Raw genomic sequence first — 15,325 nt, 5'->3', positions numbered from 1 at the left:
CAGGCGGGCGTCAGGCCGGCCGAGGGCGGGAAGGGGGGTAGGTTGCCAGGGGAGAGACCCGGCAGACGTTGGGCGGTCATCCAGAGGTCACGCCGACGAACGGCATGCGACAGACTTACGCCAAGGCGAGGCGACGTGTCTTCGAGACGCGCGACTCGCCTTGGCGTTTGCGGTTTACTGCATCAACGTGATGATGCCGAGCACTGCGAAGATCACGGCGGCCACGGCGTGTACGGTCTTGGTCGGCAGACGACCGGCGAATTTGTGGCCGACGAGCACGGCCGGCACGTTGGCCAGCATCATGCCGAGCGTGGTGCCGGCCACCACGCCGAAGAAGTCCTGGTAGCGCGCGGCGAGCATTACCGTGGCGATCTGCGTCTTGTCGCCCATCTCGGCGATGAAGAACGTGAAGACGGTCGTCACGAACACGCCGAATTTGCGGCGCGTGGTGGTCTCTTCGTCATCGAGCTTGTCGGGGATGAGAATCCAGATCGCCATGCCGAGGAACGACGCGACGACGGCCCACTTCATGATGGCGGGACTGATGGCCGTGGACAGCCATTCGCCGACGGCACCGGCAAAGCCATGATTGACGAGGGTAGCGACGAAAATGCCAAGAATGATCGGCACGGGCTTCTTGAAGCGCGCGGCGAGCACGAGGGACAGCAGTTGGGTTTTATCGCCGATTTCAGCGAGCGCGACCACACCGGTCGAGACCAGGAAGGGGGACATCGTATTTTTTATCTCCGCCGGGCCGTGAATACGCGAGCCAATGACCATGCGTCCCGGCCCGGATGGCGGAAGCATCGTCATCGGTCTCGCCAGGCCCGAGGGCTGCGCACGCCATAGCCGGAATCGGCCAAGTCTGTTGACGTACGCCCCTGCCGAAGACAAGCGTCTCTGACAGGGCGGCTACTCCCCAATGAATCGGACCGGATTATAGCATTTGTCACGTGACGGGGGCATGACGGGGTGGGTTGGCCGCTGGATGGGCACTTGATAAGCACTTGACGGGCGTATGCCGGGCAAGGAAAAAAGGGCAGCCGATCGGCTGCCCAAGGAGATCCCCGGCCGCATGCCCCTTGCGCGCGACCGGTGACCGCGAGGGAATGCGTGTCGTGCCAAGGCGACGGCGCGCGTTCTCTCGCGTAAGTCGTGACGCTCCGTGATGTCTCACCGCGTCTTGCAACGTCTCGCCGCGTCCCAAACGTCCCGAATGTCTCGAACGACCCGAACGCCCGCCAGGCGCGTCAGTGCGTCAGTGCGTCAGTGCGGCGATGCACCGGCTGGCCGGCGGCGTAGGTCGTGGCGATGGCACGATCGTCGCCAAGCATGGCGAATGCGAACAGCAGCTCTTCGAGCGATTCGGCCAGTGCCGTGCGACGGGCGAGCAGCGGGGTGGCCTTCGGGTCGAGCACCACGAAGTCGGCCTCTGCGCCCACGGCCAGCGTGCCGATGGTGCCGTGCAGATCCAGCGCGTGCGCAGCGCCTTCCGTGGCCAGGTAGAACATGCGTTCGGCCGAGAGGTGATAGCCCGACAACCGCGCCACCTTGTGGGCCTCGTTCATCGTCTGCAGCATCGAGAAGGTCGAGCCGCCGCCCACGTCGGTCGCGAGCGTCACTGGCATGCGGCTCGCTTCCGCCGCCGCGAAGTCGAAAAGTCCACTGCCGAGGAACTGGTTCGACGTCGGGCAATGCGCGGCGACGGTGCCCGTTTCGAACATGCGGCGACGATCATGCTCGTCGAGCCAGATGCAATGGCCGTACACGGCGCGCTTGCGCAGCAGCTTGTAGTGGTCGTACACGTCGAGGTAGCTGCGATGCCCGGGAAACAGCGAGCGCACCCATTCGACCTCGTCGGTGTTTTCGGCCACGTGGCTCTGGATGAATACGTCTGGATACTGCGTGGCGAGTTCGCCGCAAACGCCCAACTGGGCTTCGGTCGATGTCGGCGCGAAGCGCGGCGTGAGCGCGTAGAGCTGGCGTCCCTGGTTGTGCCAGCGCTGAATCAGCGCCTCGCTGTCGCGCGCGCCGCTCTCGGCCGTGTCGCGCAGGAATTCGGGGCAGTTGCGATCCATCATCACCTTGCCGGCGATCATGCGCAGATTGCGCGCGTCGCTGGCCTTGAAGAACGCGTCGACCGAGCCGGGGTGAACCGTGCAGTACACGAGCGCGCTCGTGGTGCCGACGCGCAGCAGTTCGTCGAGGAAGAACTGGGCGACGTCGGCCGCATACGCCGGATTCTCGAAACGGCGCTCGGTCGGGAACGTGTACTTCTCGAGCCACGGCAGCAGTCCCGGCGCGGGCGACGCGATCATGTCCGTCTGCGGATAGTGGATGTGCGTGTCGATGAAGCCGGGCGTGACGACCTTGTCGCGCAGATCTTCGATCGGCGTGCCGTCGGGCAGCGTGGGGGCCACCTTCGCGTAGTCGCCCACGGCGGTGATGCGCCCATTCTCGAAGGCGACGAGGCCGTCGGTTTGGTGCACGGTGCCGGGCGAGCCGTCGAGGTAGGCGCGCGACGGATCGTGCGTGAAGTAGACCAGTTGCGCGCGCACAGCGCGCAGGGCTTGGTGTGTCGTGGACATGTACAGGGTCCTTGCGTCGTTACATTTGCGTGAGCAGCAGCACTGCCAGCGCGGCGACGATCCACATCGCCGGCTTGATCTCCTTCACGCGTCCCGTGAACAGCTTGAGTACGACGAACGCGAGGAAGCTATAGGCAATACCGTCGGTGATCGAGTACGAAATCGGAATCATCACGACTGCGATGAAGCTCGGAATCGCTTCGTCCATGCGGTGCCATTCGATGCGCGCCACGGACTCCATCATAAACACCCCGACCAGGATCAGCGCCGGCGCCGTCGCGATGGCGGGCACCAGCGAGAGCATCGGGGAAACGAACAGGAACGGCAGAAACAGCAGGGCGCATACGACGGCGGTCAGCCCGGTGCGTCCGCCCTGGGCAATGCCGGCGGCCGATTCGATGTAGGCGTTGGCCGGGCTCGTGCCGAGCGGGCCGGAGATCAGCACCGAGAACGAATCGACGATCATGGCCTGACGCATATTGCGCGGATTGCCATCGCGATCCTTCATGTTGCCGGCCTCGGCAATGCTCATGAAGGTCGAGAGCGTATCAAAGAACGCGGTGAAGAGCATCACGAAGATGAACGGCAGGTACGCGACCTTGAGCGCACCCAGCAGATCGAGCTGGCCGATACCCGAGAAATCGGGCGCGGCGAAGAAACCGTGGAAGTTCACTAACGTGGCCGTGGCGATTTCCTTGGGGAAATACGCGCTGCCGTCGCCCCACAGACGTCCGACCGGAATGGCCATGAGCGTGGTCGCGATGATGCCGATCATCAGCGCACCGTTCACGCGGCGCGCGACGAGCACGGTCGTGAGCGCCAGCCCGATCAGGAACGTGACGGTCGGCGGCGACAAGTGGGCCAGCCGCACGACGGTGACCGGGTCACCCACCACGAGCCGGGCGTTGACGAGGCCGATCACGGTGATGAACAGGCCGATGCCGCACGAGATCGCATAGCGCAGGTTCGCCGGAATCGCCTCGACCACGAAGCGTCGCACATTGAGCGCGGCGAGCAGCGCGAAGAGGATGCCCGACCAGAACACGCAGCCGAGTGCGGTCTGCCACGGCATGCCGACGCCGTGCACCATCGTGAACGCGAACAGCGCGTTCAGCCCCATGCCCGGCGCGACCAGCACCGGATTGCGCGCGTAGAGCCCCATCGCGCAACTGCCGAAGAAGCTGATGAGCACCGTAGCGGTCAGGGCCGCCGGGAACGCCATGCCGGTCTTCGACAGAATGGCCGGGTTGACGACGATGATGTACATCGCGGCAAGGAACGTCGTGATACCCGCGATCACTTCCGTACGGAACGTCGATCCGAGTGCGGTGATGCCGAAATATCGGTCGAGGGGCGAGACAGGTTGCGCGCCCGCCACGCGCGTGCTGTCGTGGGCCGCTTCGGGCGCGGCACTGCCCGCAGGAGGGCTGAGCGATGAGTCCATGGGGTGTTGTCTCCGATGTTCTAAGGTGTCGTGCTCGCATGACGCCGCGGGTGTGGGGGCACCGCGTGACGCCTATCTGGGCACGCTCGAAAAATAGCATCGGGCCCCGGCAAAAATATTCCCCTTGCGGCATGTTCCACATCATCGCGAGATGATGTGGCGATGCATCGGGGCGCGGTGTGCGTTGCGCCGGCATAAAAAACGCCCGAAGGGCCTTCGGGCGTTGTGGGGTTCGATGCGGTTCGGGGTGGCCGATCGACAAGGCTCGGCTAACGCTTACCCCGCCTGGGCGGCGCGAAAACGCGCTAATTCGTCCATCAGGCGTCGTTTTTCGCCGTCGTCGATGAACGAGGCTTCGAAACTATTCCTTGCCAACGTGTAAGCGTCGTCGAGCGTCATGTCCAGCGCGTCGAACGTGGCGAGGAAGTTCTCATTCAGGTAGCCGCCGAAGTAAGCCGGGTCATCCGAGTTGATCGTGACGGCCAGTCCGCGCTTGAGCAACGCGTGCAGCGTGTGCTGACCCATATGGTCGAACACCTTGAGGCGGATGTTCGACAGCGGGCACACTGTCAGCGCGATCTTTTCCCGAGCCAGACGCTCGAGCAGCGCCTCGTCTTCAATGGCGCGAACACCGTGGTCCACACGCTCGACGTGCAGCACGTCCAGCGCCTCGTGAATGTACGCGGGCGGCCCTTCTTCCCCGGCATGCGCCACGAGGTGCAGCCCCAACTCGCGGCACCGCGCGAACACGCGCGCGAATTTGGCGGGCGGGTGGCCTTGCTCGGACGAATCGAGGCCTACGCCGACGAGCCGGTGCCCGTGGCTGTTGAAATACGGCAGCGCCGTTTCCAGCGTTTGCAGGGCGTCCGCTTCGGGCAGATGACGCAGGAAGCAGAGGATCAGGCGGCTTGTGATGCCGTGCTGCGCCTCGGCTTCGGCCAGCGCGCGCTCGATGCCGTGGATCACCGTCGCCATCGACACGCCGCGCGCGGTGTGCGTCTGCGGATCGAAAAAAATTTCCGCATGGCGGATATTGTCGGCGGCCGCGCGCGCAAGGTAGGCGCGGGTCATGTCGTAGAAATCGTCTTCGGTGAGCAAGACGCTCGCGCCCGCGTAGTAGATGTCCAGGAACGACTGCAGATCGGTGAAGGCGTAGGCGTCGCGCAGGGCCTCTACACTCGGGTAGGGCAGCGTGACGTGGTTGCGCCCGGCGAGCCGGAAGATCAGTTCGGGCTCCAGCGTGCCCTCGATATGCACGTGCAGCTCCGCCTTGGGCATGGCGCAAAGGGTCTTGGCGAGTTCGGGCGTGAGTGGCATGACTAGGTCTTGATGAGGGGGATGGGCGGGATTTTACCGTCGCCCGCGAAAGTCGGTCACCCGGTGTCCCGGGCGCTGGGGGGCCTTCAAACGTGGACGCCGGTGTCCTGCGACGCGGCCGGTCCGCTGTGTTGCATCTGTTGCTCGCGCACGCGCAGCAGTTGCGCGGCGACCGCGATCGCGATCGTCGCCGGCGCCTTGCCCGTGATGCCCGCCACGCCGATCGGGCAGATCATCTGCGCGAAACGCTCCGGCGGCACCCCGCGATCGCGCAGGCGATGCTCGAACTGACGACGTTTGGTCATCGAGCCGATCAAACCGAAGTAGGCGAAGTCGTCGCGCTTGAAAATGGCCTCGCACAGGCGCTGATCCAGCGCATGGTTGTGTGTCATGACCAGGAAATACGCGCCCGGTGGCGCTTCGTCAACGACGGCTTCGGGGGTGTCGGTCGACTCGACGACGGTGTTCGGCGGCACCGTTTCCGGGAAGGTCTCGGTCCGCTCGTCGGCCCAGGTGACGCGGCACGGCAGGGTGGCCAGCACCTGCACGATGGCCTGTCCGACGTGACCGGCACCGAACAGCACGATGTGGAAATCGCTGGGCGCCAGCCGCTCGCTCAGCCAGAGCCAGCCATCGCTGGCTTGCCAGAACGAGCAGGCGGCGTCGTCGGCGTCGCGGGTCAACGTGTGCGGATGCGCGAGCGGTTCGTTCGGGTCGAGTGCCGTGAGCAAGACGGCGCCGCCTTGCTGCTGGCTGGCCGCCGCATCGGCCCCGGGTGCGCCGAACGCCACGCTGCGCAAGCTGGCCTCGCCGGCTGCGAGCCGCTTGTGCAGGGCACTTACCCAGGCCAGATCGGTCAGCGTGAGCACCTCGAAGGCGAGGGTGACGGCGCCGCCGCAGCACTGTCCGAGGCTCGGGCCGAGCGCGAAACGCTCGACGTGCCGCGCGCCTTGCTGTCCGTACTGGCGCAGCAACTGGCGCGCGACGTCCATCGCCCGCCATTCGAGATGGCCGCCGCCGATGGTCTCCCACACGTGCTCGCGGGTCACAAGCAGGTGCGTGCCCGCTTCGCGCGGCGCGGAGCCTTCCACGCGCGCGATCGTCACCAGTACCGCGGCCTCGCCGCGGACCAGCAGCTTGTGAGCGGCCTCGACCCAGCGATGCATCAGGCGGCGCTCCGCGTGCGCAGCTCGGTGATCGCCGTGAGCAGCGCCTCGGACGTTGCCGGCGCATTGAGCACCGGCTCGTCCCGATAGTCGTTCACGCTCGCCACGGCGTCGCGCAGCGCGTTGAACACCGAGAACGGCAGCAGCAGCGGCGGCTCGCCCACGGCCTTGGAGCGGTGGATGGAGTCCGACACGTTCGTGTTCTCGAACAGCGCCACGCGGAAATCCGTTGGGCAATCGCTGATGCCGGGGATCTTGTACGTGGACGGCGCGTGCGTCATGAGCTTGCCCTCCTGATTCCACCACAGTTCTTCGGTCGTCAGCCAGCCCATGCCTTGAATGAACGCCCCTTCCACCTGCCCGATGTCGAGCGCGGGGTTGATCGACTTGCCGGCGTCGTGAAGCACGTCGGCGCGCAGCAGCCGCCATTCGCCCGTGAGGGTGTCGAGCACCACTTCGGAGACGGCCGCGCCGTAGGCGAAGTAGAAGAATGGGTTGCCGTTCATGGTCGCGGCATCCCACGACAGGCCCGGCGTGGCATAGAAGCCGTCGGACCACAATTGCACGCGGGCCCAATAAGCCGCTTCCACCAGATCGGGGAAGGGGATGTCGTGGCCGTTTGCACTCACCACATCGTTGGCGAACTGCACGTCGTCGGGCGCACCGCCGTACTTCTGCGCGGCAAACGCGGCCAGACGTTGGCGGATCTGCCATGCGGCGTTCTGCGCGGCCTTGCCGTTCAGGTCGGCGCCCGTCGAAGCTGCGGTGGCCGACGTGTTCGCCACCTTGCTGGTGTCGGTCGCCGTCACGCGCACATGCGAGAGGTCGACGCCCAGTTCGTGCGCCACGACCTGCGCAACCTTCGTGTTCAGGCCCTGGCCCATCTCGGTGCCGCCGTGATTGACCAGCATCGAACCGTCACGATAGATGTGCACCAGCGCGCCCGCCTGATTGAAGGCCTGCACGTTGAACGAAATGCCGAACTTGAGTGGGGTGAGCGCGAGGCCCTTGCGCAACACGGGACTCGTGCGATTGAACGCGCGCACGGCGTCGCGACGTGCGCGATACTCGCTCGTCTGCTCCAGTTGCGCGACGAGTTCGTGAATGACATTGTCCTTGACGACCTGCCCGTACGGCGTGACGTTGCGCTCGGTCTTGCCGTAGAAGTTCACGCGGCGCACGTCGAGCGCGTCTTTGCCCAGGCGCCGTGCGATGGCGTCCTGTACGACTTCCATGATGAGCGCGCCCTGAGGGCCGCCGAAACCGCGAAACGCCGTGTTTGATTGCGTGTTCGTCTTGCCGCACAACGCGCGCAGGTCGGCGTCGGGCACGAAATAGGCGTTGTCGAAGTGGCAGATGGCGCGCGTGGCCACCGGTCCCGACAGGTCGGCCGAGAAACCGGCTCGCAGCGTCATGTCGACCTTCGCGCCCGTGATACGGCCGTCGTCGTCGAAGCCGACGTCGTATTCAAAGTAAAAGCCGTGGCGCTTGCCGGTCATCATGAAATCGTCGTCGCGATCCAGGCGCAGCTTCACAGGGCGCTTCAGACGCGTGGCGCACAACGCGGCGACACAGGCAAACAGCCCCGATTGCGATTCCTTGCCGCCGAAGCCGCCCCCCATGCGACGGCATTCGACCTGCACCTGATGGCTGTGCCAGCCCAGCGCGTGCGAGACGAGCGCCTGCATCTCGGTCGGGTGCTGCGTCGAGCAGTAGACGTGAATGCCGTCGTTTTCCTTCGGGATCGCGTACGAAATTTGCCCTTCGAGATAGAACTGCTCCTGCCCGTTGCACTCGAATGTGCCGCTCAGACGGTGCGGCGCGGCTTGCAGCGCGGCGTCGGCGTCGCCACGGCGCAGTTGATAGGGCGGCAGCACGCTGGCCCCCGCGGCCTTGGCGGCCTGTGGCGTGAGAATGGCGGGCAGGTCTTCGTATTCGCCCTTGGCCAGACGCGCCGCGCGGCGGGCCGCGTCATGCGATTCGGCCACCACGGCGAACATCGGCTGTCCGATGTACTGGACGAGGCCGTCCGCGAGAATCGGGTCGTCGTGAATGACCGGACCGCAATCGTTCACACCGGGGATGTCGGCGGCAGTGTAGACCGCGACCACGCCCGGCGCCCGACGCACGGCGTCGAGATCGAGCGAGAGCACGCGTGCATGCGCCTTGGGCGACGCCCCGAGCGCACAGTGCAGCGTGCCTTGCAGTTCGGGGATGTCGTCGGTGTAGGTGGCTTCGCCGGCCACGTGGAGTTCGGCCGACTCGTGGGGCCGCGAGCGGCCCACCTGTGCGCTGGCGCCTGCCGCGGCACCGGTCTGCGTCATGAAGCCTTCGACTTGCGTGTTCATGGGCAACTCCGGTTAGACGTTGGCGAACGCGTTGACTTCGTGTGCCGCAAGCGGCGCATCGAGGCGCGTCTCCAGGAAAAAACGATACAGCAGATTCTGCGCGCCGGCGAGCCGGTAGGCGCTGGTCGCGCGCATGTCCGAGAGCGGCTGGTAGTCGGCGGGCAAGGCCGACATTGCCGCGCGCACGGTGGCGTCGGTCCAGGGCTGGCCGATCAGGGCCGCTTCGATGGCGCTGCCGCGCTTGGGCGTGGCCGCCATGCCGCCGAAGGCCACGCGTGCCGAGCACACGATCTCGCCGTCGAGTTCGACCGCGAAGGCCGCGCATACCGCCGAGATGTCCTGATCGAAACGCTTGGCCAGCTTGTAGGTGCGAAAGCGTTGCACCGCCGGGGGCATCGGTACGCGGATGCCCTGCACGAATTCGCCCGCCTCGAGCGCGTTCTTCTGATAAGCGACGTAAAAGTCTTCGAGCGGCATCTCGCGCACGGCCCCGTCGCGATGCAGCACGATGCGCGTGCCGAGCACGATCAACGCGGGCATCGAATCGCCGATGGGCGAGCCGTTCGCGACGTTGCCGCCCAGCGTTCCGGCGTTGCGGATCGGGAACGAGGCGAAGCGCTGACGCAGCTCGGCCAGATCCGGATAGTGGGTGACGAGCGCATCGAACGCATCGTTGAGCAGCGCCCCCGCACCGATGTAGAGGCCGTTCGGACCCTCCGAAATCTCGCGTAGTTCCGCCACCTGTCCGATATAGATCAGATGCTTCAACTCGCGAAATTGCTTGGTGACCCACAGACCGACATCGGTGCTGCCAGCCAGAAGGCGCGCGTCCGGGTAGGCGGCGCGCAGGCGGCCCAGCTCGGCCAGCGTGCGCGGGGCGTGGAAGACCTGGCCGTCGTGCGAATACGACAGCGTGTCGTCGCGTTGCAACGCCTGGAGCTGCTTCGCCAGCGCCGCGCGGTCGAATTCCTGGCGCGGCAGGTCGAACATCTGCTGGGCGGCGTCGACGATCGGACGATACCCGGTGCAGCGGCACAGATTGCCGGAGAGCACGTCGTCGATCTCGCGGCGGGTCGGGCAGCCGGCCTGCTCGGGGCGGTTCACGTACATGGCCCACAGCGACATCACGAAGCCCGGCGTGCAGAAGCCGCATTGCGAGGCGTGGCAGTCCACGAGCGCCTGCTGCACCGGATGCAGCGCGCCGTCGGGCGCGCGCAGATCCTCGACCGTGAAGAGCGCGCGGCCGTCGAGCGTGGGCAGAAACTGGATGCAGGCGTTCACCGCGCGCAGCGCCACGTTGCCGTCGTCGGCCAGTTCGCCGATCACGACGGTGCAGGCGCCGCAGTCGCCCTCGGCACACCCTTCCTTGGTGCCGGTGCAGTGCAGGTCTTCGCGCGTGTACTGAAGCACGGTACGGGTCGTGGCTTCGCCAGTGACCTCGTGCACCTTGCCGCGGTAATAGAAGCGGATGGCTTGTGTCTCCATGGTTCTCAGTGTAGTGCAGTGGGATTGCGGGCGCGCCGGGACATGGCCGGCGTGGGAATGAGCCGAAGATAGCACCGGCGGCGGGGGTAAATATTTCGCGGCCATGATGATGGCTATTCGGTCGCCCCGATGACGTGGCATTGTCATAAACTATGGCTCGACCCCAAGCCTCGCAGAGCGCGCCCGCCCCATGCAAAGACCCCGCGAACAGATCGACGCGTACCTGCTGCGGGTACTGCACACACTGCTCACCGAGCAGAGTGTCTCACGCGCTGCGCTCAAGCTCGGCCAGTCGCAGCCGGCCATCAGCAACTCGCTGCGCCGCCTGCGCGAGATCACGGGTGACGCCATCCTCGTGCGCGGCAAGAGCGGCATGGTAGCGACCGAGCGTGGCCGGGAGTTGCTGGGCTACGCCACCGACGCGCTCGCCGCCATCGAGCGCATCACCCATCCCGCTACGGAATTCGCGCCTCAGACCACCACGCGGGCGTTTCGCCTCGGTGCCCCCGATTACCTGGACGCCGTCTTCCTGCCCAACATCGCCGAAGTGCTGCGCCGTGACGCCCCCTCGGCGCGGCTGCACGTGCAGCCGATCAACACCGCCTTCGACTACGCGGGCGCGTTGGAGAACGGTTCGCTCGACGTGGTGATCGGCAACTGGCTGGAGCCGCCGCCGCAACTGCACATGTCCCGGCTGTTCGACGACGAAGTGGTTTGCATGTTGGGCGCGCAGCATCCGCTCGCGAACAAGGGCATTTCGCTTAAGCATTATCTGGAATTACCGCATCTGGCACCGACGCCTTACGTGGCTGAGCGCCAGAGTTTTATCGACGGATGTCTGGCCGAGCAGGGCCTGCGTCGCAATATCCAGATGACGATGCCTTACTTCGGACTCGTGCCGTACGTGCTGATGCGCACCGATCTGGTGTTCACGACCGGGCGGCAGTTTGCGCAGCACTATGCCCGCTATCTGCCGATTCGCGTGTTGCCGTCGCCCTTTGCCTTTCCGCCGATGCGCTTCTATCAGCTATGGCACGAGCGCACGCATGCCGCACCGGAGGTGACGTGGCTGCGCCGGCGCGTGGCGGAGGTGGCAACGGAGCTTGATGCCGCGAACGGCGGCGGGACGCCGGCGCCCGTGCTGGCGCGACCTTGACGGCGGGGAACGGACGGTTGAACGACCGGACGTCTAAAGGTGAGGCGAGACGAGGCCGCTGCCCGGAGGCAGGCGGCCCGGGAGACGCGTGACGCTCAGCGCAGCGAAATCGCGCGGCGCGGACGATGCAACGCCAGCGAGAGGAAGATCACGACAAACGCGGCGAGCGACCACATCGGCAGGGTGAGACCGAGGATGGGCGGGTACATCGTCTGACACATCCCCTGAACCTGGAAGACTTGCGGCAGCAGGCGCGACGTCGGCAACGCATCGACGAATGCCTCGACCACGTCGTACCCGCAGCTCACCAGCGGATTGGCCTGCACGTAGATCAGATACCCCGACGCCGCCATGCCGCCGATCGCCGACAAAGCGGCGAGCACACGCGCGAACTGAATACCCGCCCAGCCACGCGAGACCGCGCCGGCCAGCCCGAAGATCGCGATCAGCACGAGCGCGTAACGCGCCAGAATGCACAGCGGACACGGATCCTCGTGACGCACGTACTGGAAGTACAGCGCGCCGCCCAGCAGGGCGAGGCAGACGACGGTGAGCAGGAGGTACCGCAGGCGTTCGCGGCGCAGGGCCGGGTCGATTTGAGCGTTCATTTCACTTCGGGCGGTAGGCCATCACGAATCCCGCTCAACCCCACATGACGCCGGGCGGCAGGCACTTGGGCTGGCATTGTAACCCCAGCCCGAGGCGTGCGTGAGTCGAAAAGTTGCGGAACTATTTGCCCGAGAATGAGACGGTTGCGGACGCTGCGTCGACGGTCATGGCCCGGTGTTGCGGCGCAGCGCGAGCGGTGCCGCCGCCCGCGCTGCCAACATCAACCGCCCAGGCCTGCCGAGCGCAGGGCGTGCTCGATGGCGCGTCCGACCGGGAACAGGCGGGCGTCGTCGCCCGCCGCGGCGCTGACCATCAGGCCGATGGGCGCTTCGCCCTCGGCCTGGCACGGCAGCGAGAACGCGCAGCCGTCGATCATATTGATGGCTGTCGGGTTTCGCAGCACCAGCGCGTTGGTGGCCGTAAACGTGTCGTCGTTCGCCTCGAGCGGCGCGATGGCCGGTGGCGTGAGCGGCACGGTCGGGCACAACACCGCATCGAATCCCTGCCAGACAGGGGTCGCCGCGGCGATGAGCGCGGCGCGGGCGTTCAGCAGGTCAATGTAGTCGGCGGCGCTGGCCGGCTCACCCTTGCGGATGCGCACCAGCACCCGCGGATCGTAGTCCTGCGCACGCTCGGCCAGCAGCTTGCGATGCCACGCGAAGGCTTCGATGGGCGAAAAGCCGAATCGATTGATGGCGGGCAATTGTTCGAACGGCGTGAACTGGAATTCCACCAGCGTCGCCCCCGCCCTGGCGAGCGTGGCGAGGGCGCGCTCGTAGATCGCGATGGCGGCGGGTTCCGCCCCGTCCAGCACGAAGTTCGTCAAGACGCCCAGGCGCATGCCGCGAACGTCGCGCGGCGGCGGCAGGGACTCGTCGACGGCATGGCCCGAGAGAATCGCATCGACCCAGGCGCAGCAATCGACCGAGCGGCCGATGGGGCCGACCGAGTCGAGCGATGTCGACAGCGGCAGGGCGCCGTCGCGCGGCGTGCGCGCCGCCGTCGGCTTGAAGCCTGTCAGGCCGCAGAAGGCCGACGGAATACGGATCGAGCCGCCGGTATCGGTGCCGAGTCCGACCGCCGCCATGCCATCGGCCACCGACGCGGCCGCGCCCGACGACGATCCCCCGGCAATGTGCCCGGCCTGACGCTGCCACGGCGAGCGCGGCGTGCCGTAATGCGGGTTCAGGCCGAGTCCGGAAAAGGCGAATTCGGTCATGTTGGTGCGGCCGATGATGACGGCGCCGGCCTGACGCAGGCGCGCCACGGCGAGGGCGTCGTGCTTGGCCGGGGCGGCGTTCGACAGGACTTTGGACCCTGCGCGCGTGACTTGTCCGGCGACGTCGAACAAATCCTTCACCGACACGGGAACGCCCATCAGCGGCGACAGACGTGCACCGGCCCGGCGCAGGGCGTCGAGGCCGTCGGCGGCGCTGCGCGCGGCTTGTGCATCGACTTGCGTGAAGACGACGTTGCCCTGACCCGCCGGATCATTGATGCGCGCGAGCGCCTGCTCGGTCAATGCGCGGCTGGTGGTGCGTCCGGCGTCGAGCGCGGCGGCGAGGTCGGAAAGGGGGCGTTGCAGATCGATGGCGTCGGTGCTCATGGTCAGATCGCTTTCAGGATATGGGTACGGAATTCTTCGATATGCCGGGCGATGGCCCGGCGGGCGCGTTCGGCATCGTGCGCGGCGAGCGCTTCAAATAGTTCGAGGTGTTCCTCGTAGACGTCTTCCATATGGCTGGGCGTCGACAGGGCGAGGAACCAGAATCGCAGCGAGCGCTCGTGCAGACCGCGCAGAAGCTCGGCGAGCGTCTGGTTGCGCGAGGCGCGCGAGATGGCCAGATGGAAGTCGCGGTCGATGCGCATCATCGCCGCCACGTCGCGTGCGGCGATGGCCGCCTGAGACCGTGCCAGCACGGCTTCGATGGCGGCGAGGTCGTCCGGCGTGGCGGCGCGCGCGGCCAGCCCCGCGCAATACGTCTCGTTGATCATGCGCACGTCGATGATCTCGAGCGCATCGTTGAGCGAGACCGGCGCGACCATCGCCCCCTTGCGCGGCAGGATCACCACCCACCCTTCGAGGGCAAGGCGGTGCATCGCCTGATGCACCGGGGTGCGTCCGAGTCCCGTCGACTGCATCAACTGCGCTTCGTTGAGCGTCTCGCCCGGGCGTAGACGCAGCGTGATGATGTCGTGCTTGATCGCGTCGTACGCGCGCTCGGTCAGGCTGCGGCCATCTGCGGCGGCCTGCGGTGTGGCGGTAGCGGACGCATCGGGATTGGCCGCGAGAAGCGTGTCGTCGGGGGTGTCGTTGGGCATCGGGGCGGGTCGGTTCTATCGGCCAGCGTCGGGTCGGCGCTTCGATGGGCGCCGGTCGGCGTCAGTCGGCTTTAGTCGGCAATCGCCAGCGCCTGCGTGGCGTAGCGATGTCGGATCGTGCGGCCGAGGACCGGATCGTGCAGTTCGATCTCGAACTGCTCGCCGCCAGCCACGCCGCCAATGGCAGCGAGTGTGCCACAGAACATGGCGGCGCCCGCCGGCAGGCCATCCGGCCCGAGTTTGTCCATCAATTCCTGCGGCGAGAGCAGGCTGGCCACGGTGCCTTCCTGATAGAGGCGCCGTTCGCCGTCGCACGTCACCCAGGAGCGCAGCATCAGCTGATCCCAGTGCGCGGCGACATCGGCAAAGCGCCACGCGTCGCGTGCCACCGGCTTCGCGCAGACTTGCTTCGAGACGGTCACGCCATAGGCTTCGACTTCGCGGTCGGTGTGATCCGAGCCCACGCTCACGAGCAAATCGCCACCGTGGCGCACGAGCACGCATTCGGCTTCGCCGCTGCTCGTCTGGCCGACGACGTCGATGGTGTCGTCTTGCGCGAGCAACGCGGGCGCCAGTCGGTAGAAGCACGGCGTGCTCGACGGGCGGCGCACGCCCAATGCGGCCAACTCGGCAATGTGGTGCTCGACGGCGTCGCGATCGCGTCCGGCCCAGCCGGCGATGATCAACGTGTCGACGGACACGTCGACGCACGGATGGGGGCCGTCGCCGGACACCCTGAAGGACAGATGGGAACGCATACGTGACCACTCCTGTAAAATTCGATTGATATTTGTGTGATATTTCACAAGGTCGGAAGACAAAAAGCAAGCGGAAAAATTTCGTCGTGTGCGACGAATATGGGGAATTTTTTATGAAAAGCCCCGTCAATC

Annotated in this window: 12 protein-coding genes and 1 riboswitch; of the genes, 1 reads left to right on the top strand and 11 read right to left on the bottom strand. The window is 66.3% G+C overall.

Translation table 11 applies throughout. The annotated features are described in order from the left end of the window. Positions 1-174: 174 nt before the first annotated feature. The 7 genes from PCE31106_RS07150 to xdhA all read right to left on the bottom strand — a co-directional run bounded on the left by PCE31106_RS07150 (position 175) and on the right by xdhA (position 10,348). Positions 175-732: a TMEM165/GDT1 family protein gene (locus tag PCE31106_RS07150; RefSeq protein ID WP_150562849.1), complete on the bottom strand. Its 558-nt coding sequence runs from the start codon at positions 730-732 to the stop codon at positions 175-177. A 16-nt stretch (positions 733-748) separates the two neighbouring features. After that, a riboswitch (yybP-ykoY riboswitch) is annotated at positions 749-936 on the bottom strand. Between the two features lie 314 nt (positions 937-1,250). Beyond that, entirely contained in the window at positions 1,251-2,588 is a 1,338-nt protein-coding gene (gene guaD / locus PCE31106_RS07145) for a guanine deaminase (RefSeq protein ID WP_150562848.1), read from the bottom strand. Positions 2,589-2,607: 19 nt separating this feature from the next. Beyond that, entirely contained in the window at positions 2,608-4,032 is a 1,425-nt protein-coding gene (locus PCE31106_RS07140) for an NCS2 family permease (protein WP_254440943.1), read from the bottom strand. Between the two features lie 276 nt (positions 4,033-4,308). Beyond that, positions 4,309-5,349, bottom strand: coding sequence for an adenosine deaminase (locus PCE31106_RS07135; protein ID WP_150562847.1), 1,041 nt, complete (start codon positions 5,347-5,349; stop codon positions 4,309-4,311). A gap of 86 nt (positions 5,350-5,435) precedes the next feature. After that, positions 5,436-6,515: a xanthine dehydrogenase accessory protein XdhC gene (gene xdhC / locus PCE31106_RS07130; protein WP_150562846.1), complete on the bottom strand. Its 1,080-nt coding sequence runs from the start codon at positions 6,513-6,515 to the stop codon at positions 5,436-5,438. Beyond that, positions 6,515-8,863: a xanthine dehydrogenase molybdopterin binding subunit gene (gene xdhB / locus PCE31106_RS07125; protein WP_150562845.1), complete on the bottom strand. Its 2,349-nt coding sequence runs from the start codon at positions 8,861-8,863 to the stop codon at positions 6,515-6,517. The genes xdhC and xdhB overlap by 1 nt, the downstream gene beginning before the upstream one ends. A 12-nt stretch (positions 8,864-8,875) precedes the next feature. Then, positions 8,876-10,348 carry a xanthine dehydrogenase small subunit gene (gene xdhA, locus PCE31106_RS07120; RefSeq protein WP_150562844.1) on the bottom strand — a complete coding sequence of 491 codons (1,473 nt, stop codon included), beginning with the start codon at positions 10,346-10,348 and terminating at the stop codon, positions 8,876-8,878. A gap of 190 nt (positions 10,349-10,538) precedes the next feature. On the opposite strand from xdhA, the gene PCE31106_RS07115 reads away from it, so the two are divergent. Beyond that, positions 10,539-11,504: a LysR substrate-binding domain-containing protein gene (locus tag PCE31106_RS07115; RefSeq protein WP_150553134.1), complete on the top strand. Its 966-nt coding sequence runs from the start codon at positions 10,539-10,541 to the stop codon at positions 11,502-11,504. A gap of 95 nt (positions 11,505-11,599) precedes the next feature. On the opposite strand, the gene PCE31106_RS07110 is transcribed toward PCE31106_RS07115, so the two are convergent. From PCE31106_RS07110 to PCE31106_RS07095, 4 genes are all read right to left on the bottom strand, one after another. Next, positions 11,600-12,112: a disulfide bond formation protein B gene (locus tag PCE31106_RS07110; RefSeq protein WP_017234196.1), complete on the bottom strand. Its 513-nt coding sequence runs from the start codon at positions 12,110-12,112 to the stop codon at positions 11,600-11,602. 221 nt (positions 12,113-12,333) lie between these two features. Further along, positions 12,334-13,719: an amidase gene (locus PCE31106_RS07105; RefSeq protein ID WP_150562843.1), complete on the bottom strand. Its 1,386-nt coding sequence runs from the start codon at positions 13,717-13,719 to the stop codon at positions 12,334-12,336. A 2-nt stretch (positions 13,720-13,721) separates the two neighbouring features. Then, positions 13,722-14,435 carry a GntR family transcriptional regulator gene (locus tag PCE31106_RS07100; RefSeq protein WP_017234194.1) on the bottom strand — a complete coding sequence of 238 codons (714 nt, stop codon included), beginning with the start codon at positions 14,433-14,435 and terminating at the stop codon, positions 13,722-13,724. A 71-nt stretch (positions 14,436-14,506) separates the two neighbouring features. After that, positions 14,507-15,193 carry a DUF2848 domain-containing protein gene (locus PCE31106_RS07095; protein ID WP_150562842.1) on the bottom strand — a complete coding sequence of 229 codons (687 nt, stop codon included), beginning with the start codon at positions 15,191-15,193 and terminating at the stop codon, positions 14,507-14,509. Positions 15,194-15,325: the final 132 nt, after the last annotated feature.

Source organism: Pandoraea cepalis (assembly GCF_902459665.1).
GTDB classification, from domain to species: Bacteria; Pseudomonadota; Gammaproteobacteria; order Burkholderiales; family Burkholderiaceae; genus Pandoraea; species Pandoraea cepalis.
The sequence above is the reverse complement of the archived record's forward strand: the minus strand, read 5'-3'. Positions and strand labels throughout refer to the sequence as shown.